Annotated in this window: 19 protein-coding genes; 12 read left to right on the top strand and 7 right to left on the bottom strand. The window is 52.7% G+C overall.

The window, feature by feature from the left end; genetic code table 11:
- Window positions 1-156: 156 nt before the first annotated feature.
- The 4 genes from fdnG to fdhE are packed head-to-tail and all read left to right on the top strand — an operon-like array spanning window position 157 to window position 5,680.
- Entirely contained in the window at window positions 157-3,207 is a 3,051-nt protein-coding gene (fdnG, locus tag SBG_RS18515) for a formate dehydrogenase-N subunit alpha (RefSeq protein ID WP_077909600.1), read from the top strand.
- Between the two features lie 12 nt (window positions 3,208-3,219).
- Window positions 3,220-4,122: a formate dehydrogenase subunit beta gene (fdxH, locus tag SBG_RS18510; protein ID WP_000331357.1), complete on the top strand. Its 903-nt coding sequence runs from the start codon at window positions 3,220-3,222 to the stop codon at window positions 4,120-4,122.
- Window positions 4,119-4,754, top strand: a complete 636-nt coding sequence (fdoI, locus tag SBG_RS18505; RefSeq protein WP_000829030.1) for a formate dehydrogenase cytochrome b556 subunit — start codon at window positions 4,119-4,121, stop codon at window positions 4,752-4,754. Before fdxH ends, fdoI begins: the two co-directional genes overlap by 4 nt.
- Window positions 4,751-5,680 carry a formate dehydrogenase accessory protein FdhE gene (gene fdhE / locus SBG_RS18500; protein ID WP_000027692.1) on the top strand — a complete coding sequence of 310 codons (930 nt, stop codon included), beginning with the start codon at window positions 4,751-4,753 and terminating at the stop codon, window positions 5,678-5,680. The genes fdoI and fdhE overlap by 4 nt, the downstream gene beginning before the upstream one ends.
- Window positions 5,681-5,844: 164 nt before the next feature.
- Here fdhE and fabY read toward each other — a convergent pair whose 3' ends face one another.
- The 6 genes from fabY to SBG_RS18470 form a co-directional block, all read right to left on the bottom strand.
- On the bottom strand, window positions 5,845-6,786 hold the full coding sequence (fabY, locus tag SBG_RS18495; RefSeq protein ID WP_024135158.1) for a fatty acid biosynthesis protein FabY: 942 nt from the start codon (window positions 6,784-6,786) through the stop codon (window positions 5,845-5,847).
- A gap of 44 nt (window positions 6,787-6,830) precedes the next feature.
- On the bottom strand, window positions 6,831-7,268 hold the full coding sequence (gene dtd / locus SBG_RS18490) for a D-aminoacyl-tRNA deacylase (RefSeq protein WP_000560989.1): 438 nt from the start codon (window positions 7,266-7,268) through the stop codon (window positions 6,831-6,833).
- A complete protein-coding gene (locus tag SBG_RS18485; RefSeq protein WP_000913130.1) occupies window positions 7,265-8,137 on the bottom strand; it encodes a virulence factor BrkB family protein in 873 nt (290 codons plus the stop codon). Before SBG_RS18485 ends, dtd begins: the two co-directional genes overlap by 4 nt.
- Window positions 8,131-8,730: a glucose-1-phosphatase gene (yihX, locus tag SBG_RS18480; RefSeq protein WP_000965694.1), complete on the bottom strand. Its 600-nt coding sequence runs from the start codon at window positions 8,728-8,730 to the stop codon at window positions 8,131-8,133. Before yihX ends, SBG_RS18485 begins: the two co-directional genes overlap by 7 nt.
- Window positions 8,731-8,908: 178 nt before the next feature.
- Entirely contained in the window at window positions 8,909-9,712 is an 804-nt protein-coding gene (locus SBG_RS18475) for a DeoR/GlpR family DNA-binding transcription regulator (protein ID WP_000059686.1), read from the bottom strand.
- A 33-nt stretch (window positions 9,713-9,745) separates the two neighbouring features.
- Complete coding sequence (locus tag SBG_RS18470; RefSeq protein ID WP_015703084.1) at window positions 9,746-10,642, bottom strand: sugar kinase; 897 nt, start codon at window positions 10,640-10,642, stop codon at window positions 9,746-9,748.
- 166 nt (window positions 10,643-10,808) lie between these two features.
- On the opposite strand from SBG_RS18470, the gene yihU reads away from it, so the two are divergent.
- The 8 genes from yihU to ompL all read left to right on the top strand — a co-directional run bounded on the left by yihU (window position 10,809) and on the right by ompL (window position 20,459).
- Window positions 10,809-11,705 carry a sulfolactaldehyde 3-reductase gene (gene yihU, locus SBG_RS18465; protein WP_000268256.1) on the top strand — a complete coding sequence of 299 codons (897 nt, stop codon included), beginning with the start codon at window positions 10,809-10,811 and terminating at the stop codon, window positions 11,703-11,705.
- Window positions 11,706-11,727: 22 nt separating this feature from the next.
- Window positions 11,728-12,606, top strand: coding sequence for a sulfofructosephosphate aldolase (gene yihT / locus SBG_RS18460; protein ID WP_001067406.1), 879 nt, complete (start codon window positions 11,728-11,730; stop codon window positions 12,604-12,606).
- Window positions 12,607-12,621: 15 nt separating this feature from the next.
- The gene (gene yihS, locus SBG_RS18455; RefSeq protein ID WP_000870929.1) at window positions 12,622-13,863 is read left to right on the top strand and encodes a sulfoquinovose isomerase; all 1,242 of its coding nucleotides are present in this window, start codon (window positions 12,622-12,624) and stop codon (window positions 13,861-13,863) included.
- A gap of 3 nt (window positions 13,864-13,866) precedes the next feature.
- Window positions 13,867-14,724 carry an aldose-1-epimerase gene (locus SBG_RS18450; RefSeq protein WP_015703083.1) on the top strand — a complete coding sequence of 286 codons (858 nt, stop codon included), beginning with the start codon at window positions 13,867-13,869 and terminating at the stop codon, window positions 14,722-14,724.
- A 43-nt stretch (window positions 14,725-14,767) separates the two neighbouring features.
- The gene (locus tag SBG_RS18445) at window positions 14,768-16,804 is read left to right on the top strand and encodes an alpha-glucosidase (RefSeq protein ID WP_001086850.1); all 2,037 of its coding nucleotides are present in this window, start codon (window positions 14,768-14,770) and stop codon (window positions 16,802-16,804) included.
- A 45-nt stretch (window positions 16,805-16,849) separates the two neighbouring features.
- Window positions 16,850-18,232, top strand: a complete 1,383-nt coding sequence (locus SBG_RS18440) for an MFS transporter (protein WP_000084254.1) — start codon at window positions 16,850-16,852, stop codon at window positions 18,230-18,232.
- 45 nt (window positions 18,233-18,277) lie between these two features.
- Window positions 18,278-19,699: an MFS transporter gene (locus SBG_RS18435; protein WP_000064880.1), complete on the top strand. Its 1,422-nt coding sequence runs from the start codon at window positions 18,278-18,280 to the stop codon at window positions 19,697-19,699.
- Between the two features lie 67 nt (window positions 19,700-19,766).
- Window positions 19,767-20,459, top strand: coding sequence for a porin OmpL (gene ompL / locus SBG_RS18430; protein WP_000838820.1), 693 nt, complete (start codon window positions 19,767-19,769; stop codon window positions 20,457-20,459).
- A 79-nt stretch (window positions 20,460-20,538) separates the two neighbouring features.
- Here the strand turns inward: ompL and typA are convergent, their stop codons facing one another.
- Window positions 20,539-22,362 (bottom strand): ribosome-dependent GTPase TypA, encoded by a 1,824-nt coding sequence (typA, locus tag SBG_RS18425; protein WP_000572068.1) that lies wholly within the window; start codon window positions 22,360-22,362, stop codon window positions 20,539-20,541.
- Between the last annotated feature and the right edge of the window lie 266 nt (window positions 22,363-22,628).

Here is a 22,628-nt window from a genome sequence, read left to right as displayed (position 1 = left end):
TGGTATTCTGTCACAACTCCTCCCGGATGGAGGAAAATTTACCCAATTCTGAACCTTTGCGGGCCAGCCCGTAAAGAAAAATAACAACCACTCCCTGAGCGTTTCGGATAGAGAAATGTGAAAGAGAAGTGACAATGTCGAAACAAGGAGCAAACCATGCAGGTCAGCAGAAGGCAGTTCTTTAAGATCTGCGCTGGCGGTATGGCAGGCACCACGGCGGCGGCACTGGGTTTTGCACCCAGCGTAGCGCTAGCGGAAACACGGCAATATAAACTGCTGCGCACCCGCGAAACCCGTAACACCTGCACCTACTGTTCCGTTGGCTGCGGGCTGTTGATGTACAGCCTCGGCGACGGTGCGAAAAACGCCAAAGCATCTATTTTCCATATCGAAGGGGATCCGGATCATCCGGTTAACCGTGGCGCATTGTGCCCGAAAGGGGCCGGTCTGGTGGATTTCATCCATTCAGAAAGCCGCCTGAAGTTCCCCGAATACCGTGCACCTGGCTCCGATAAATGGCAAAAGCTCAGTTGGGAAGAAGCGTTTGAGCGCATCGCCAAACTGATGAAGGAAGACCGCGACGCCAACTATCAGGCGCAGAATGCCGACGGCGTCACCGTTAACCGCTGGCTCTCCACCGGGATGCTGTGTGCTTCCGCGTCCAGTAACGAAACCGGTTATTTAACGCAAAAATTCTCCCGCGCGCTGGGTATGCTCGCGGTCGACAACCAGGCGCGTGTCTGACACGGACCAACGGTAGCAAGTCTTGCTCCAACATTTGGTCGCGGTGCGATGACCAACCACTGGGTCGACATCAAGAACGCCAACCTCGTCGTGGTGATGGGCGGTAACGCCGCTGAAGCCCACCCGGTCGGGTTCCGCTGGGCGATGGAAGCGAAAATTCGCAACGGCGCGAAACTGATTGTTATCGATCCACGCTTTACGCGTACGGCGTCGGTAGCCGATTTCTATGCCCCGATCCGCTCTGGTACTGACATTGCTTTCCTGTCAGGCGTAATGCTGTACCTGCTGACGAACGAAAAATATAACCGTGAATACACCGAGGCGTACACCAACGCCAGCCTGATCGTGCGTGAAGATTTTGGCTTCGACGATGGTTTGTTCACCGGCTATGACGCGGATAAACGCAAGTACGATAAAACCAGCTGGAACTATGAGCTGGACGAAAACGGCTTTGCCAAACGTGACACCACGCTGCAACATCCGCGTTGCGTCTGGAACCTGCTGAAACAGCACGTTTCCCGCTATACGCCGGAGGTTGTGGAAAATATCTGCGGGACGCCAAAAGCCGATTTCCTGAAAGTCTGTGAGTACATCGCAGAAACCAGCGCCAAAGATAAAACCGCGTCATTCCTGTACGCGCTGGGCTGGACGCAGCACTCCGTCGGTGCGCAGAACATCCGTACTATGGCGATGATTCAGCTACTGCTCGGCAATATGGGGATGGCAGGCGGCGGTGTCAACGCCCTGCGCGGTCACTCCAACATTCAGGGGCTGACCGACTTAGGCCTGCTGTCACAAAGCCTGCCGGGTTATCTGACGCTGCCAAGCGAAAAGCAAACCGATCTACAGACTTACCTTGCCGCCAACACGCCAAAGCCACTGCTCCAGGGGCAAGTGAACTACTGGGGCAACTACCCGAAATTCTTCGTGTCAATGATGAAGGCCTTCTTTGGTGATAAAGCGACGGCGGAAAACAGCTGGGGCTTTGACTGGCTGCCGAAGTGGGATAAAGGGTACGACGTGTTGCAGTACTTTGAGATGATGAACGAAGGGAAAGTGAATGGCTATATTTGCCAGGGCTTTAACCCGGTCGCCTCATTCCCGAACAAAAACAAAGTGATCGCATCGCTTTCCAAACTCAAGTTCCTGGTCACTATCGATCCACTCAACACCGAAACGTCCACCTTCTGGCAAAACCACGGTGAGTCTAACGATGTTGATCCATCAAAAATCCAGACTGAAGTGTTCCGCCTGCCATCAACCTGCTTTGCCGAAGAGAACGGTTCTATTGTTAACTCCGGTCGCTGGCTGCAGTGGCACTGGAAAGGTGCCGACGCCCCGGGGATCGCCCGTACCGATGGCGAAATCCTTGCGGGTATCTTCTTACGCCTGCGTAAGATGTATGCCGAACAGGGTGGCGCTAATCCAGAACAGGTGCTGAACATGACGTGGAACTACACCACGCCGGATGAACCTGCCTCTGAAGAAGTGGCCATGGAGAGTAACGGGAAAGCGCTGGCCGATATTATCGACCCGGCAACCGGTGCGGTGATCGTCAAGAAAGGCCAACAGCTCAGCTCGTTTGCCCAGTTGCGCGATGACGGCACGACCTCCAGCGGCTGCTGGATCTTTGCCGGGAGCTGGACGCCAGAAGGCAACATGATGGCGCGTCGTGATAACGCGGATCCATCCGGCCTCGGCAATACGCTGGGCTGGGCCTGGGCGTGGCCGCTGAACCGTCGCATTCTGTATAACCGCGCCTCCGCCGACCCGCAGGGCAACCCGTGGGATCCGAAGCGTCAAATCCTGAAATGGGATGGCGCAAAATGGAGCGGGATGGATATCCCGGACTACAGCGCTGCCGCGCCGGGTAGCGATGTCGGGCCATTCATCATGCAGCCGGAAGGAATGGGCCGCCTGTTCGCTATCGATAAAATGGCGGAAGGGCCGTTCCCGGAGCACTACGAGCCGTTTGAAACGCCGTTGGGTACCAACCCACTGCATCCGAACGTCATTTCTAACCCTGCCGCCCGTATCTTTAAAGACGATGCCGAAGCGCTGGGTAAGGCCGATAAGTTCCCGTACGTCGGCACCACTTACCGTCTGACCGAGCATTTCCACTACTGGACCAAGCATGCACTGCTTAACGCTATCGCCCAGCCGGAACAGTTTGTGGAAATTGGCGAGAAGCTGGCGAATAAGCTCGGCATCGCGCATGGCGATACCGTGAAGGTCTCCTCGAACCGAGGCTATATCAAAGCCAAAGCGGTGGTGACCAAGCGTATTCGCACGCTGAAAGCGGACGGCAAGGATATCGATACTATCGGTATTCCTATTCACTGGGGCTACGAAGGTGTGGCGAAAAAAGGCTTTATTGCCAATACGCTCACCCCATTCGTCGGTGACGCGAACACGCAGACGCCAGAGTTTAAGTCCTTCCTCGTGAACGTGGAAAAGGTATAACGGAGACGACATATGGCTTATCAATCTCAAGACATCATTCGTCGTTCCGCGACTAACGGTTTCACCCCCGCGCCTCAGGCGCGGGACCATCAGGAAGAAGTGGCGAAACTCATCGACGTCACCACCTGTATCGGTTGCAAAGCCTGTCAGGTGGCGTGTTCGGAATGGAACGACATCCGTGATGAAATCGGTAGCAACGTTGGGGTGTACGACAACCCGGCGGATTTGACCGCCAAATCATGGACGGTGATGCGTTTCTCGGAAGTGGAGCAGAACGACAAACTGGAATGGCTGATCCGCAAGGATGGCTGTATGCACTGTGCCGATCCGGGCTGCCTGAAGGCGTGCCCGGCAGAAGGAGCAATCATTCAGTACGCTAACGGCATTGTCGATTTCCAGTCTGAGCAGTGCATCGGTTGCGGTTACTGCATCGCCGGCTGTCCGTTCAACGTGCCGCGTCTTAACCCGGAAGACAACCGCGTCTACAAATGTACGCTGTGCGTTGACCGCGTGGTGGTCGGCCAGGAACCGGCCTGCGTGAAGACCTGTCCAACCGGCGCTATCCACTTTGGTTCCAAAGAGGATATGAAAACGCTGGCGGGCGAGCGCGTGGCGGAACTGAAAACCCGTGGCTATGACAATGCGGGCCTGTACGATCCCGCTGGCGTCGGCGGTACGCACGTCATGTACGTGTTACACCACGCCGACAAGCCGAATCTGTACCACGGTCTGCCTGAAAACCCGGAGATCAGCGAAACCGTTAAATTCTGGAAAGGCGTCTGGAAACCGCTCGCCGCGTTCGGTTTCGCCGCGACCTTTGCCGCCAGCGTCTTCCACTATGTCGGGGTCGGTCCGAACCGCGCGGATGAGGAAGATGACAACCTGCATGAAGAGAAAGACGAGGTGCGCAAATGAAAAGACGTGACACCATCGTGCGCTATACCGCGCCGGAACGCATCAACCACTGGATCGTCGCCTTCTGCTTCGTGCTGGCGGCGGTGAGCGGGCTGGGATTTTTATTCCCTTCCTTTAACTGGCTGATGCACATTATGGGCACTCCCCAACTGGCGCGTATTGTGCACCCGTTCGTGGGCGTGGTTATGTTTGCCTCGTTCATCATCATGTTTTTCCGTTACTGGCACCACAATCTAATCAATCGGGATGATATCTTTTGGGCGAAGAATATTCGTAAGATCGTCGTCAACGAGGAAGTGGGTGATACAGGACGTTATAACTTCGGCCAGAAATGCGTATTCTGGGCGGCGATTATCTTCCTGGTCCTGCTGTTAGTGAGTGGAGTGATCATCTGGCGTCCATATTTTGCGCCTGCTTTCTCAATCCCGGTGATCCGATTCGCGTTAATGTTGCATTCATTTGCCGCAGTCGCGTTAATTGTGGTTATCATGGTGCATATCTACGCCGCCCTTTGGGTGAAAGGCACCATTACCGCGATGGTGGAAGGCTGGGTAACCCGATCGTGGGCGAAGAAACATCACCCGCGCTGGTACCGAGAAGTCCGCAAGACAACGGAAAAAGAAACTGAATGAGTATTCGCATAATCCCGCAAGATGAGCTGGGTTCGAGCGAGAAATGTACGGCGGATATGATTCCGCCGTTATTGTTCCCCCGACTCAAAAACGTCTACAACCGCCGCGCCGAACGACTGCGCGAGCTGGCTGAAAGTAACCCGCTGGGCGATTATCTGCGCTTTGCTGCGCTGATAGCCCACGCGCAGGAAGTGGTGCTGTACGACCATCCGCTGGAGATGGATCTGACCGCACGCATTAAAGAAGCGAACGAGCAAGGCAAGCCACCACTGGATATTCACGTATTGCCGCGTGATAAGCACTGGCAAAAGTTGCTGCACTCGCTGATTGCTGAGCTAAAGCCCGAGATGAGCGGCCCCGCGCTGGCGGTGATCGAGAATCTGGAGAAGGCTTCGGAGCAGGAGCTGGAACAGATGGCAAGCGCGCTATTTGCGTCTGATTTTTCTTCAGTAAGCAGCGATAAAGCGCCGTTTATCTGGGCGGCGCTATCGCTGTACTGGGCACAAATGGCGAGCCTGATCCCTGGCAAAGCACGCGCCGAATACGGCGAACAACGTCAGTATTGCCCGGTATGCGGTTCGATGCCGGTATCAAGCATCGTGCAAATCGGTACGACTCAGGGTTTGCGCTATCTGCACTGCAACCTGTGTGAAACCGAGTGGCATGTCGTACGTGTGAAATGCAGCAATTGCGAACAGAGCCGTGATTTACATTACTGGTCGCTCGACAATGAACAGGCAGCAGTAAAAGCCGAAAGCTGCGGCGACTGCGGCACTTACCTGAAGATTCTGTATCAGGAAAAAGACCCAAAAGTTGAAGCAGTAGCCGACGATCTCGCCTCGCTGATTCTGGACGCCAAAATGGAGCAAGAAGGTTTTGCCCGCAGTTCCATCAACCCGTTCCTGTTCCCGGGCGAAGGGGAGTAACTAACACGTCGGGTAGCGCTTGCCCGGCGTTTTTCAAAGACGTACAGAAAATATTGCAACAAGGAAGAAACACCGCTTAAAGGTATAAGCTTTCAAACCTGGCAGCGGCTGATATCGGTTCGATTTATACGTGTACATGGCGAAAATCCGGTGCTTTGGTTGCCCTACTCTTCCTCGTTACCACCCTCGACGTATGCGCCATAGGGTTTAGCAGGCAGAACGATAAACGTTCCGTCAAAAACGGCACCCGGATGATCGTCGCCAGATAACTCCACCAGTAGCTGTACACGTGCTTTGCGGCCCCGCGCCAGCCTGTCCAGATCGCCGCTCAACGAGCCTAAATCCGCCACCGCGCTGGGTTTACCTTGTATCGGCTTACTGTAGCGAATATGCGCATCTGCCAGAATGATGGTTCCTCCGAGGTGGCGCTCGCGCAGCATCAGCCAGATAAGTCCCCATCCGGTCAGCGTCGCCAGCGAAAACAGGCTACCGGCAAACAGGGTATGGTGCGGATTTTGGTTGCCGGTTTCCGGCATTGTGGTAATAAACTTTTGTCCGGTGTATTGCTGAATGCGTACCCCCATCTTTTCACTCAAGGGGATATGCTCATACCACGCTTGCTGCAGTTGCCCGCACCAGTCGCCGCGATGCAGAATAGCATCCAGCGATGCGACCGGCTTAATCATCAGAAAATGACGGATTGGCGTGGTCGTGGGCGTGGTGATCTCCCCCTGGTTGACAAATCCAAGCTTGGCAAAAAACTCAACCGCGTCTTCACGTGCGCTACAGGTGACGCGTTTAACGCCTTCCTGCCGGGCGACCGACTCCAGGGTCATCGCCATTAACGTTCCCAGTCCTTTATCCTGTACCGAGGGGTGTACAGCCATAAAACGAATTGACGCCTCGTTATCGGCATTAATATACAGGCGACCTACAGCCACTAAGTTTCCTTCTTCGTCCACCACCATTTGATGGTGTGCCAACGCATCCCAGCCATCCCGTTCAGACCCTTTCGGCTGGTGCAGCGGTTTACGCAACATCTCCCAGCGAAACTGGTAGTAACGTTCTAATTCTTCTTCTGTTTGCGGTACCCGAAGGTGATACATAGCAGTACTCTCTCTTGTTATCCGCGGCCACGCAGGAAGCTGGCTCATACCTGGAGCCAGAACGTCACGGGGCCGTCATTGACCAGTGAAACCTGCATATCGGCGGCGAAGCGCCCGGTTTGCGTGTGCATATCCTGTTGGCGGCAGCGATCAACGAAATATTCATATAACGCTTCTGCATGATCCGGCGCGGCGCCTTTTGAGAAGCCCGGACGCATGCCGCGCTCCGTATCCGCCGCCAGCGTAAACTGGGACACCACCAGCACACTACCGCCTGCCTGTTGTACGTTCAGGTTCATCTTGCCGTCAGCATCACTGAAAATACGATATCCCAGCACGCGCTCGCACAAACGATTTGCCTTTTGTTCGTCGTCATCCTTTTCGACACCTAATAGCACCAAAAGTCCTGGGCCGATTTCACCCGTCACCTCTCCCTCCACGGTGACGCTGGCACGGGTTACGCGCTGAATTAATGCAATCATGGTTGGTCTGCTTCTTGTTGTTCTGCGGCTAATTTAAGTTTGCGGTATTCCCCGAGAGTGACAGTTATTTCCGCGCCTAGCAAGACAATACACCAGGTCCAGTATACCCAGACAAACAAGATGGGAATCACTGCCAGTACACCATAAATAAGCTGATATGATGGGAACATGGTGATATAAAGCGCGAAACCTTTCTTTCCTGCCTCGAACAGTAAAGCTGCGACAAATGCGCCGACAACCGCGTCACGGTTCGGCACGCGAGTCGTGGGGACTATACTGTAAAGTAGCCAGAATGAAATCCACGACAGCAGCAGAGGAAGGATGCGCAATACATTATCGATGACCGTATTCAGGTCGCTGGCCCAACGTAAAGAAAGCAGGTAGGAACTGATCGCCAGGCTGGCACCAGCGAGGAGCGGACCGAGGGTAAGAATCATCCAGTATACTGCAAAAGAGTACACTTTTGGCCGTGTACGTTTGCTGCGCCAGATAGTATTTAACGCGCTATCAATGGCATACATCAAAAGCAATGCCGTCACAATCAGTCCACAGGCGCCTACCGCCGTCATTTTGTTGGAATTGGCGACAAACTGTTCAATATAGCGCTGAATCACATCCCCGGTGGCTGGCATAAAGTTCGCGAAAATAAAATGGCGTAACTGAATGCTGACATCAGAAAACATCGGAAAGGCAGCGAAAAGGGCAAAAACGACGGCAATAAGCGGTACTAAGGAAAGTAGTGAGACATAGGCGAGGTTACCCGCCAGTGTCGTCATATTATCCTCATCAATACGCTGCCATAATAGCTTTAACCAGGCCCGTACAGGGCGTGTATGGCGTCCAGCTTTTTGGTGAACGATTTTTAGCATAACAGCTTCGCGAAATAGTCAGGAACGGTGGTTTTATCCTTCACCAGAATGCTGGTGATCCCCAACTGGCTGGCCCCTTCTATATTATCGGCGTTGTCGTCGAAAAAGACCGCATCGGTGGCGGAAAATCCTTCTTTTTGCAGAACGTGCTGATAAATGCGCGCTTCCGGCTTACGCATCCCCAAATGCTGGGATAAATAGATATGGTCAGCGGCAGCGCGAACCTCGGGATACTCCTCCGGCCAGAAATGGGTATGCAGCCGGTTAGTGTTCGATAACACCACCACCCGATGCCCTTGCTCACGCAGTTTATGCATGATGGCAATCACTTCGGGCCGTAATCCGACAAAGACCGCCTGCCAGCCGTGCGAGAATTGTTCATAGCTTAGAGGTAATGCCATCTCATGACAGAAGGCTTCAGCAAAAGCTTCGTCAGTTATCTCACCGCGCTCATGCTGGTGAAAAGCCTCTCCCATCGTAAATTTTTGCTTCAGCGAAGCCAGCGGTACGCGACTCAGGTCGCTCCATACACCTAATACACGGTTAAAGTCGATGTCGACAATCACATTACCTAAATCAAAGATATAGAGCATGCCATTCTCCTTGCTAACCGGGGAGGAATAACTGTAGCGGGAAAGGAGAAGTTTGACTATGTATCCCTTTATAAATCAATTAACAAAAAGACAATGGGTCCGGCATCGTCCCGGGCCGCATCATCATTTTTATTGACCTGATAAGGCGCTGGCGCCGCCATCCTGTACAAAATCGTCGTCACACTGAAGCGGCCTCGTCCAGCGACGGATTCACCTGAACCACTTCGATTTGCTGGGATTGAAGTAAATTCTGCAATGCCGAACCGGGATACTCATCAGTAAACAGAGCGGTAACCTGTGACACATTGCCGATCTCAACGGCTGCCGAAGCATGGTATTTCGTATGATCGGCGGCAAGCAGGATATGCCGGGAATGGGCCATCATGGTTTTCACTACGCTGGCTTCATTAACATCAAACTCCAGTAATGCGCCATCGCTCTCTATCGCGCCTACGCTGGTCACAAGATAATCCGCCCGAAACCCCGCGACAAATGCCGTCGCGGATGGCCCGATAATGCCGCTGTTATGTGGGCGTAACGTGCCGCCCGGCACCATAACTTCAAAGCGAGGGTTATTATAAAGAATGTGCGCGACGCGCAAACTATTGGTGATAATGCGCAGATGGTTATGGTTGAGCAACGCGCGTGCAACCTGCTCAACCGTCGTTCCAATCGTGATGAATATCGTGGAGCCGTCCGGAATATAGTCAGCCACGGCTTCCGCAATGGCTTTTTTCTCTTGCGTCCAGGAGACCTCCCGCTGCTCAAAAGCGGTATTGACGACACTGGACGCCCTACCGGCACCGCCGTGATGACGCGTAATCAGCCCCTGCTCGCTTAATTTACGAATATCGCGGCGAACCGTCTGGGTAGAAACCTCCAACAGACAGGCTAACTCATCGATATTCATATAGCCGCGCTCATCAATAAGCATTAACAGCCGATCGTGTCGCGGGTTACCGGTCAGTTCGGTAAGACTCATGAGCATTCCTCTAAAAGCTTCTTACTGCTCATATTATACAAAAAGCGACAGGAAAGATCGGGTTTGCTCACAATCAGGGATACCCGCCCGGCCACCCGGGCGCGTACACTTCAACGCGGCAACGCCGCTGGCAAATCTGACCGCCTTCTCAATGGCGTATCCACTTGCCAGCCCAAATGCCAGTGCGCCGTGAAAAACATCGCCTGCACCGGTCGTATCCACCACGTCCACGGTAAAACCCGGTTGGTGGCGTACCGTCGTTTTTTCCAACCAGTTGCAGCCTTCACTGCCTCGCGTGACATAGACATGTCCATTTGTGAGCGTTTGTGCTTTTTTTAGCGCATCAAGGGTTTCGCTGCTCCCCGTCAGACGTGCCAGTCCCGGTTCGGAGAAGGCGGCGTGGTCACTTAAGGCCACCAGCTCGCTAATATCCTGCGGCGTAATATCACCATCCAGAACGGTCATGACTCCCGCCTGCCGTGCCAGCGTAAAGGCCTGTTTCGCGCCGTCATGCCAGCGTACATCCGCCAACACCACATCCCACTGCAAAAAATCGATGTCGTTAAGCCAGTCAGCGTCAGGTAACAAATCCGGACTGGGATAATTAACGATAATCCGCTCTCCTTTGGCATCTACCATAATCGCTGACTGTGACGACATCGCCTGCGTATAGCGGCGGGTATAGCGGGTATTTACCCCCAGGGATTCCAGCTCCGCCAGCAGGCTGTTTCCGGTGTCGTCATCGCCCACACGGCCAATAAAGTCCACCTGCGCGCCCAATTTCGCCGCAGCCACGGCAGCGGTCGCCGCAGGCCCACCGCCCACTTCCGTATAGCGCTTCGCCACATATTTCCCTCCTTCCGTCGGTAATCCATCAACGTAATAAATGCGATCCATCACGGTAATACCTACACAAGCAACACGAATCATGGTCATTCCTTAAGCATCTTTGGATGGGATCATTTTAATTTCACGAAATGTTTAAAAAGTGACGGCTGTCAATTTTTTGACTATAAATTACAAATACGATCACAAACAGACAAAAATAACGCTCACCAATGACAAAAAATGACACTACTGTGTTCAGGAGAACGATATGGCAGTTATAGCATTTATCGGATTGGGGCAGATGGGCTCACCTATGGCGAGCAACTTGCTAAAGCAGGGCCATCAACTCAGTGTCTTCGATGTTAATCCCAACGCCGTACAGCATCTGGCGGACAAAGGCGCGCAACCTGCGGGCAGCCCGGCTCAGGCAACCATCGGCGCTGAATTTGTTATCACCATGCTCCCGAATGGCGATTTGGTACACACCGTTCTCTTTGGTGAGCAAGGCGTTTGCGAAACTCTGTCCCGTGAAGCACTGGTCATTGACATGTCCACTATTCATCCGCTGCAAACCGACAAGCTGATTGCCGACATGCAGAGCAAAGGGTTCAGCATGATGGATGTGCCAGTCGGGCGTACCTCCGATCACGCCGTTTCAGGCACGCTTTTGCTGCTGGCGGGCGGTACCGCTGAACAGGTGGAACGGGCGACGCCAATACTGATGGCGATGGGCAATGAACTGATTAACACCGGTGGACCAGGGATGGGCATCCGCGTGAAGTTAATTAATAACTACATGAGTATTGCGCTCAATGCGCTCTCCGCAGAGGCCGCCGTGTTATGTGAAGCACTCGGCCTCTCTTTTGATGTGGCACTAAAAGTAATGAACGGCACCCCTGCCGGAAAGGGCCATTTCACCACCTCCTGGCCAAACAAAGTGCTGAAAGGGGATCTTTCTCCCGCCTTCATGATCGATCTGGCGCACAAAGATCTTGGTATCGCGTTGGATGTCGCCAATCAACTGCACGTACCGATGCCGCTCGGTGCCGCCTCCCGGGAAGTTTATAACCAGGCGCGAGCCGCAGGACGTGGCCATGAGGACTGGAGCGCCATTCTGGAGCAGGTGCGCATCAGCGCCGGGCTGAACGCCAACGTAAAAAAGTAACTACTTTATAAAGGAAAATTGAATGAACAACTACACCATCAAAGACATTACGCGAGCGTCTGGCGGATTTGCCATGCTGGCTGTCGATCAGCGTGAGGCAATGCGTTTAATGTTTGCTGCTGCTGGTGCGAAAACACCCGTTGCCGATAGTGTGCTAACGGATTTCAAAGTGAATGCGGCGAAAATTCTCTCTCCGTATGCTTCTGCCATTTTGCTGGATCAGCAGTTCTGTTATCACCAGGCCGTGGAGCAAAACGCGGTTGCCAAAAGCTGCGCCATGATCGTCGCAGCCGATGATTTCATTCCGGGCAACGGTATTCCTGTCGATAGCGTGGTCATCGATAAAAAAATTAATGCACAGGCGGTAAAACAGGATGGTGCGAAGGCCTTAAAACTGTTGGTACTGTGGCGCTGCGACGAAGACGCGCAGCAGCGTCTGGATATGGTTAAAGAATTCAATGAATTATGCCACTCCAATGGTTTGCTGAGCATTATCGAACCGGTTGTACGTCCGCCACGCCGGGGCGACAAGTTCGATCGCGAGCAGGCGATTATCAATGCGGCCAAAGAGCTGGGCGACAGCGGCGCCGACCTCTACAAAGTTGAAATGCCGCTCTACGGTAAAGGCACGCAGTCTGATCTTCTTACCGCCTCACAGCGCCTGAATGCACATATCAATATGCCGTGGGTCATTCTCTCTTCCGGCGTTGACGAAAAGCTGTTCCCACGCGCCGTTCAGGTAGCAATGACAGCAGGAGCATCTGGCTTCCTGGCCGGGCGAGCAGTCTGGTCATCTGTGGTGGGGCTACCTGATACCGAACTGATGCTGCGCGACGTTTCCGCGCCTAAGCTGCAGCGTCTGGGCGAGATTGTCGATGAAATGATGGCGAAACGTCGTTAATACGAGGGCAGAAAAATGAAATGGTTTAACACGTTGAGCCACAACCGTTGGCTGGAGCAGGAAACCGACCGCATTTTCAATTTTGGCAAGGGTGCTGTTGTACCAACCGGCTTTGGCTGGCTGGGGAATAAAGGGCAGATTAAAGAAGAGATGGGTACCCATCTATGGATCACGGCCCGTATGCTGCACGTCTATTCTGTCGCAGCCAATATGGGTCGCCCAGGCGCTTACGACCTGGTTGATCACGGCATCAAAGCCATGAACGGCGCACTGCGCGATAAAAAATACGGTGGCTGGTATGCCTGCGTTAGCGATCAGGGCGTTGTGGACGCCTCTAAACAGGGTTACCAACATTTCTTCGCCCTGCTGGGCGCGGCCAGCGCCGTCACTACCGGCCATCCGGAAGCCAGAAAACTGCTCGATTACACCATAGAAGTGATTGAGAAATACTTCTGGAGCGAAGAAGAGCAAATGTGCCTGGAGTCCTGGGATGAAGCGTTCAGCAAAACCGAAGACTACCGCGGCGGCAACGCCAATATGCACGCCGTCGAAGCATTTCTGATCGTTTATGACGTCACCCATGACCGTAAATGGCTTGACCGCGCGCTGCGTATCACATCAGTGATTATTCATGATGTGGCGCGTAGCGGTGATTACCGTGTCAACGAACATTTCGATTCACAGTGGAATCCTGTCCGCGATTACAACAAAGACAACCCGGCCCATCGTTTCCGCGCCTATGGCGGCACGCCGGGACACTGGATCGAGTGGGGCCGTCTGATGCTTCATCTCCATGCTGCTCTCGAAGCACGTTTCGAAACGCCGCCCGCCTGGCTGTTGGAGGACGCGAAAGGTCTGTTCCACGCCACCCTTCGCGACGCCTGGGCGCCGGATGGCGCAGACGGCTTTGTCTACTCGGTCGGCTGGGACGGTAAACCTATCGTGCGTGAACGCGTACGCTGGCCGATTGTAGAAGCGATGGGTACAGCCTACGCCCTCTACACCCTGACGGGCGATAGCCAGTATGAGGAGTGGTACCAAAGATGGTGGAACTACTGCATTAAATACCTGATGGACTATGAAAATGGTTCCTGGTGGCAAGAGCTGGACGCCGATAACAAAGTGACCACCAAAGTGTGGGACGGCAAGCAAGATATTTATCACTTGCTGCACTGTCTGGTCATTCCTCGTCTGCCACTGGCGCCTGGCCTGGCTCCAGCGGTCGCGGCGGGTCTTCTGGATATCAACGCGAAATAGATCATGAGGATGGCAGCCATGCACAGCGGTGGAAAAACGATTCAGCTTAATGCAGGCCATTACCAGGCGAAAATTGTCACGGTTGGCGCAGGTCTGGCGGAACTGACCCATCATGGGCGTCATGTGGTCATCCCGCATAAACCGGAAGAAATACCCATGGCGCATCTGGGAAAAGTATTGATTCCCTGGCCCAATCGCGTGACAAATGGCTGCTACGCCTATAACGGCAAGGTTTTCCAGCTTGCCATTAACGACCCGGTTTCGCAGACCGCCATTCACGGTCTGTTAGCCTGGCGAGACTGGCAGATTCGTTATCAGTCGGCGACGGAAGCGTCGCTAACGATTTTTCTGCCGCCCTCTTACGGTTATCCCTTTGCGTTGATATCGGAAGTGATTTATCGGTTAGATGCCGCCAGTGGGCTGCATATAGTGATTCGTACGCAAAACATTGGCGATGAATCAGCCCCTTATGGCGCGGGCGCGCATCCTTATTTGACTTGCAATCTGCAAAGCATCGATAGCTGCGTATTAACGCTGCCGGCAAGCGAAGAATTGCCCGCAGGGCTGGACTTTTCCACATCATGCTCAATTGGCGAAACGCGGCTTGATCATGCGGTTAAGACCCCGACTATCCCGGCTGAGTGGGAAGTCAGGCTGGCCAGCCCGACACAAAACATGTCCACATTTTTACGTAGCAACCAGCCATGGTTGCAGATCTATACCGGCGAAAAACTCAGCCGAAAAGGTCTCGCAGTAGAACCCATGAGTTGCCCGCCCGATGCTTTTAATTCCGGCATCGATCTCATTCACCTTGCCCCCGGAGATACCCATCAAATGCATTTTTCCATCGGCAGTGAATAGTCCGAACGAATTACCGACTTACCCTACATTCACGGAGACCAGAATGAATTCTCTACTACAACGGCCAACCGATTTTGCGCTAACGCCATGTCAGGATGGTTTTTCGCTAACATATCAACAACGTCTGATTTTACGCCACAGCGCCGAGACCCCTTGTCTGTGGATTGGCGCAGGCGTTGCCGACATTGATATGTTCCGCGGCAACTTCAGTATCAAAGATAAACTTAACGAGAAGATTGCGTTAACGGAGGCGACGGTCAGCGAGTTGCCCGACGGCTGGCTGGTACAATTCAGCCGTGGCGCAACAATTAGCGCCACCCTTCGCATCTCCGCCGATGAGACGGGACGCCTGACGCTGGATCTGCAAAACGACGACCTGCACCACAACCGTATCTGGTTACGCCTGGCGGCTAATCCAGACGACCATATCTATGGCTGCGGTGAACAGTTCTCGTATTTCGATTTGCGCGGCAAGCCATTCCCACTGTGGACCAGCGAACAGGGCGTGGGTCGTAACAAAAACAGCTATGTCACCTGGCAGGCCGACTGTAAAGAGAACGCCGGCGGCGACTATTACTGGACTTTCTTCCCGCAGCCAACGTTTGTCAGTACGCAAAAATATTACTGCCACGTCGATAATAGCTGCTATATGAATTTCGACTTCAGCGCGCCGGAGTATCACGAACTGGCGCTGTGGGAAGATAAAACTACGCTGCGTTTTGAGTGTGCCGACACCTACATCGCCCTGCTGGAAAAACTGACGGCGCTGTTAGGTCGCCAGCCGGAACTGCCGGACTGGGTTTACGACGGCGTCACGCTGGGAATTCAGGGCGGTACTGAGGTGTGCCAGCAAAAACTGGATACCATGCGCAAGGCAGGCGTGAAGGTCAACGGCATCTGGGCGCAGGACTGGTCCGGCATTCGCATGACCTCCTTTGGTAAGCGCGTGATGTGGAACTGGAAGTGGAATAGCGACAACTATCCGCAACTGGATAGCCGTATCAAACAATGGAAAGAAGAAGGCGTACAGTTCCTCTCTTATATCAACCCATACGTCGCCAGTGATAAAGACCTCTGCGCCGAGGCGGCGGCGCGTGGCTATCTGGCAAAAGACGCCTCGGGTGGCGACTATTTGGTCGAGTTTGGCGAATTCTATGGCGGCGTGGTTGATCTGACTAATCCCGAAGCCTACGACTGGTTCAAAGACGTTATCAAGAAAAACATGATTGAGCTTGGCTGCGGCGGCTGGATGGCTGACTTTGGCGAATATCTGCCGACCGATACGTACCTGCACAACGGCGTCAGCGCCGAAATCATGCATAACGCCTGGCCTGCGCTGTGGGCCAAATGCAACTACGAGGCGCTCCAGGAAACGGGCAAACTCGGGGAACTCCTGTTCTTTATGCGCGCCGGTTACACCGGTAGCCAGAAATACTCCACCATGATGTGGGCGGGTGACCAGAACGTGGACTGGAGCCTCGACGATGGACTGGCCTCCGTCGTCCCGGCGGCATTGTCGCTGGCGATGACCGGCCATGGTCTGCATCACAGCGATATCGGCGGCTACACCACCCTGTTTGACATGAAACGCAGCAAGGAGTTGCTGCTGCGCTGGTGCGATTTTAGCGCCTTTACGCCGATGATGCGCACCCATGAAGGTAACCGCCCCGGGGATAACTGGCAGTTCGACGGCGACGCGGAAACCATCGCTCACTTTGCCCGCATGACCACCGTCTTTACCACCCTGAAACCGTATCTCAAGCAGGCGGTGGCGCAAAACGCGGCTACCGGTCTGCCGGTCATGCGTCCGCTATTCCTGCACTACGAGAACGATGCCGCAACCTACTCCCTGAAATATCAATATCTGCTGGGGCGTGACCTGCTGGTCGCCCCGGTTCACGAACAAGGACGCCACGACTGGACGCTCTATCTGCCAGAGGATAGCTGGATCAACATCTGGACCGGCGAAACCTGTCGCGGCGGCGAAATAACGATAGATGCGCCGATTGGCAACCCCCCCGTCTTCTATCGCGCACAAAGCGAGTGGGCTGCACTTTTTGCTTCTTTACGGAATATCTAATACGGCTCGCCCGCAGGGAAACCTGCGGGCAGATGGAGAAGAATAATGAGTCAAACATCATCGAATCCGGCAACCCTACGCTTGCCGTTTAAAGAAAAGCTTGCCTATGGGATGGGAGATTTAGGTTCCAATATCCTGTTAGATATCGGAACCCTCTATTTACTCAAATTTTATACCGATGTGCTTGGTTTACCGGGCACCTACGGTGGGATCATTTTCCTTATCGCCAAATTTTTCACCGCATTTACCGATATGGGGACCGGTATTATGCTCGACTCGCGGCGCAAAATTGGTCCAAAAGGTAAATTCCGACCTTTTGTTCTTTATGCCGCCTTCCCGGTAACGTTGCTTGCCATCGCTAACTTCGTCGGTACACCGTTTGAAATTACCGGCAAAACGGTGATGGCAACTGTCCTGTTTATGCTGTACGGCCTGTTCTTCAGCATGATGAACTGCTCATACGGCGCGATGGTGCCTGCCATTACCAAAAATCCGGACGAACGCGCCTCGCTTGCCGCCTGGCGTCAGGGCGGCGCCACCCTCGGCCTGCTGCTGTGTACCGTCGGTTTTGTGCCAGTGATGAACCTGATCGAAGGCAACGCGCAACTCAGCTATATCTTCGCCGCTACGCTGTTTTCACTGTTTGGCCTGCTGTTTATGTGGCTGTGCTATGCCGGGGTAAAAGAACGCTATGTCGAAGTAAAACCTGTCAATAACGCGCAAAAGCCCGGATTATTACAGTCATTCCGCGCTATCGCCGGTAACCGTCCGCTGTTTATTCTCTGTGTCGCTAACCTTTGCACGCTAGGCGCGTTTAACGTCAAACTGGCAATTCAGGTTTACTACACCCAGTACGTACTGAACGACCCGATCCTGCTCTCGTGGATGGGTTTCTTCAGCATGGGCTGCATTTTTATCGGCGTGTTCCTGATGCCCGGCGCAGTAAGACGTTTCGGCAAGAAAAAAGTCTACATCGGCGGACTGTTAATATGGGTAGCGGGCGATCTGCTCAACTACTTCTTCGGTGGCGGCTCGGTCAGTTTTGTCGCCTTCTCCTGCCTGGCGTTCTTCGGTTCCGCCTTCGTCAACAGCCTGAACTGGGCGCTGGTCTCCGACACGGTGGAATATGGCGAATGGCGTACCGGCGTCCGCTCGGAAGGAACCGTTTATACGGGCTTCACCTTCTTCCGTAAGGTCTCCCAGGCGCTGGCAGGGTTCTTCCCAGGCTGGATGCTGACGCAAATTGGCTACGTGCCAAATGTGGTGCAATCGGCGGACACCGTCGAAGGCCTACGCCAGCTGATCTTCATCTATCCGTGCGCTTTGGCGGTCATCACCATTATTGCGATGGGCTGTTTCTACAATCTCAACGAGAAAATGTACGTGCGAATTGTGGAAGAGATTGAGGCCCGAAAACATACGGTTTAACACCAATCAAATACAACGCCCTGCGGGGCGTTTTGAGAGGCGATTATGTCTAATCATGATCCGCTAATGCTAAAGCTAAGCCTGCGGGAAAAATGTGCCTATGGCATGGGCGACTTTGGCTCAAACCTGATGCTGTGTATCGGTACACTGTATCTACTTAAGTTTTATACCGATGAATTAGGAATGCCTGCGTACTATGGCGGGATAATCTTTCTGGTGGCGAAGTTCTTCACCGCCTTTACCGATATGCTGACCGGCGTATTGCTCGATTCCCGTCGCCATATTGGCGCAAAGGGGAAATTCCGTCCTTTTATTCTGTATGCGTCATTTCCGGTAGCCCTGGTGGCGACGGCACAATTTTTTGCTACTCATTTTACCTTACCCGTTAAAACCGCATTCGCGACGGTCTTGTTTATGCTGTTTGGCCTGTTCTACAGCCTGATGAACTGCTCATACGGCGCCATGGTGCCCGCCATAACTAAAAACCCGCATGAGCGGGCGCAACTTGCCGCATGGCGTCAAGGCGGCGCCACTATTGGCCTGCTGCTTTGCACCGTGGGTTTTATGCCGATTCAGGCGCTGTTCGCGCAATCTCCTGCGACAGGCTATCTTATCGCCGCCGTGATTTTCTCAGTGTGCGGGCTATTCAGCATGTGGTGGTGCTTTAGTGGCGTGAAGGAACGTTATATTGATATCGTGCCAGATACGCATAAACCCAGCATATTAAAATCATTCTACGCCATTTTTCGTAATCCGCCCTTGCTGGTGCTCTGCGTCGCCAACCTGTGTACGCTGGCCGCTTTTAATATCAAGCTGGCTATTCAGGTTTATTACACCCAGTACGTGCTCAACGATATTCATTTGCTGTCATGGATGGGTTTTTTCAGTATGGGGTGTATTCTGATTGGCGTCTTATTAGTACCTGCCGCCGTAAAGCGTTTTGGCAAAAAGCAGGTTTATCTCGGCGGTCTGATGCTATGGGCGATAGGCGATATCCTGAATTTTATCTGGGGTGGAACGTCATTTCTGTTTGTTATTTTCTCCTGTATGGCCTTTTTCGGTACCGCCTTCGTCAACAGTCTGAACTGGGCGCTGGTACCGGACACAGTGGATTACGGCGAATGGAAAACGGGCGTCCGTGCTGAAGGTTCGGTTTATACCGGCTATACTTTTTCCCGCAAAATTTCCGCTGCACTTGCTGGCTTCCTGCCAGGTATTATGCTGACGCAAATCGGTTATATCCCCAACATAGCGCAAAGTAACGCCACGTTGCTTGGTTTGCGTCAGCTGATTTTTTTATGGCCTTGCGGTCTTGCCATTATCGCAGCACTAACGATGGGCTTTTTTTATAAGCTCAATGAACAACGTTTCGCTTTTATTATCGAGGAAATTACTCAAAGAAAAAAAACAGGAAACCAGACTGTCGCGACTAATAATAAACAAAGTATTTCTACTGTAAATAATTAAACAATACTTGCCGCTTTATCCATCCCGATGGATGGCGGCCTCCCTACATTTAAAAAATGGATTTATTATGAAATCTTTGAATACGATAGTGATCTTAACCTCTGTAATATCCACTTCTGTTTTTGCTGGCGCTTATGTAGAAAACCGTGAGGCTTATAACCTGGCGTCCGACCAAATGGAATTCATGCTGCGTGTCGGCTATAACTCTGATATGGGAGCTGGAATTATGCTGACGAATACTTATACGCTACAGCGCGATGATGAATTAAAGCACGGTTATAATGAGATCGAGGGCTGGTATCCCTTATTTAAACCGACAGAACGATTAACCATTCAGCCCGGTGGCCTGATTAATGATAAAAGTATCGGTTCTGGCGGCGCCGTATATCTGGACGTCAATTATAAATTCACCCCGTGGTTTAATCTGACGATACGTAACCGTTATAATCATAATAATTACAGCTCTACTGATTTAAATGGTGAATTAGATAATAACGATAGTTATGAAATTGGCAATTACTGGAATTTTACTATTACCGATAAATTTTCTTATACTTTTGAACCACACTATTTTTATAACGTTAATGATTTTAATAGCAGCAATGGTACTAAACAGCACTGGGAAATTACTAATACCTTTCGCTATCGTATTAATGAGCACTGGTTACCCTACCTGGAACTGCGCTGGTTAGATCGTAATGTGGAACCCTATCATCGGGAACAAAACCAGATCCGTATCGGGGCGAAGTATTTCTTCTGATAAAAAAGCCGCTGGGAATCAGCGGCTTTTATGTGCCGGATGAAGGCTTATGCCTTATCCGGCCTACGAGGAACTCGTATTACTCTTCTTTCGCACTACGATTCGCGCGACGGCGATCGTTTTCCGTCAGGTGACGCTTACGAATGCGGATAGATTGTGGTGTGACTTCTACCAGTTCGTCGTCGTCAATGAACTCCAGCGCTTGCTCAAGACTCATTTTAATTGGCGGAACCAGAATCACCGCTTCATCCGTACCAGATGCACGCATGTTGGTCAGTTTCTTACCGGTCAGGCAGTTTACCGTCAGGTCGTTAGAACGGCTATGAATGCCGATAATCTGGCCTTCGTAAACTTCCGCGCCATGACCGAGGAACAGTTTACCGCGATCCTGTAGACCGAACAGCGCAAACGCCACCGCTTTACCCTGACCGTTGGAGATCAGTACGCCATTTTGGCGCTGACCTACTTCGCCCGGACGGATATCGTCGTAATGGCTGAAGGTGGAGTACAGCAGACCCGTACCAGAAGTCATGGTCATGAATTCTGAGCGGAAACCAATAAGCCCACGGCTTGGGATCACGTAGTCGAGACGTACGCGGCCTTTACCGTCCGGATTCATGTTTTTCAGGTCGCCTTTACGCTCGCCCAGCGCCTGCATCACAGACCCTTGATGCTGCTCTTCAACGTCCAGCGTTACGTTTTCGTACGGCTCTTGTTTACGACCGTCGATTTCGCGGAAGATAACTTTCGGACGGGAAACCGCCAGTTCGAAACCTTCACGACGCATATTTTCAATCAATACGGACAGGTGCAGTTCACCACGGCCAGATACACGGAACGCATCGGCATCTTCCGTTTCTTCAACGCGCAGTGCAACGTTATGTACCAGCTCTTTGTTCAGACGGTCAAGAATCTGACGAGAAGTCACAAACTTGCCTTCTTTACCGCAGAACGGCGAGGTGTTAACGCAGAAGAACATAGACACGGTCGGCTCATCAACGGACAGCGCCGGCAGCGCTTCAACGTTCTGCGGGTCGCAGATAGTGTCGGAGATGTTCAGTTCACCCAGACCGGTGATCGCGATGATATCGCCCGCCTCCGCCAGATCGCTGTCGATACGCTCCAGGCCCAAATGCGTCAGTACTTTACCGACTTTGGCGTTACGGGTTTTCCCTTCGCTATCAATGATAGTAACCTGCTGGTTCGGCTTAACTTTACCGCGTTTGATGCGGCCAATGCCGATAACGCCAACGTAGTTGTTGTAGTCAAGCTGAGAGATCTGCATCTGGAACGGACCATCGAGGTCAACGTCCGGTGCCGGAACATGATCAACAATCGCCTGATACAGCGGGGTCATGTCTTCGGCCATATCTTCGTGGTCCAGACCCGCGATACCATTCAGCGCGGAAGCGTAGATGATCGGGAAGTCCAGCTGTTCGTCGGTCGCGTCGAGGTTAACAAACAGGTCAAATACCTGGTCGACAACCCAGTCCGGACGCGCGCCAGGACGGTCAACTTTGTTAATAACCACAATCGGTTTCAGGCCATGAGCAAAGGCTTTTTTGGTCACGAAGCGCGTTTGCGGCATTGGGCCGTCAAATGCATCAACCACCAGCAGCACAGAGTCAACCATGGACATGACGCGCTCTACTTCACCACCGAAGTCAGCGTGCCCGGGAGTATCAACGATGTTGATACGGTAATCATTCCATTTAATAGCGGTGTTTTTAGCGAGGATAGTAATACCACGCTCTTTCTCCAAATCGTTGGAGTCCATCACTCGCTCTTGAGTTTCGGCACGAGAGTCGAACGTACCGGATTGCTGCAGCAGCTTATCAACCAGGGTAGTTTTACCATGGTCAACGTGCGCGATGATGGCGATGTTACGCAAATTTTCGATCACAACTTTGCCTCAGGCATTAGAAATAGCGCGTTATTGTACACGGATTAATCGCACTACAAAACAGGATCACAAACATCCTCCGCAAACAAGTATTGCAGAGTCTGTTTGTGATCGCTTTCACGGAGCGTTAAAAGGGTGGCTTGCGTTCTATTGCACCAATGTGGTGCTTAATGTTCACATTAAGGCACTATTTTGGTGCAACATAGTCACCGTGGTGCAGCCCTTTTGCACGATGGTGCGCATGATAACGCCTTTTGGGGGCAATG

It is taken from the genome of Salmonella bongori NCTC 12419 (assembly GCF_000252995.1).
Lineage (GTDB): Bacteria > Pseudomonadota > Gammaproteobacteria > Enterobacterales > Enterobacteriaceae > Salmonella > Salmonella bongori.
Note: the sequence above shows the minus strand (reverse complement) of the source record. Positions and strands in the feature narration are given on the sequence as shown.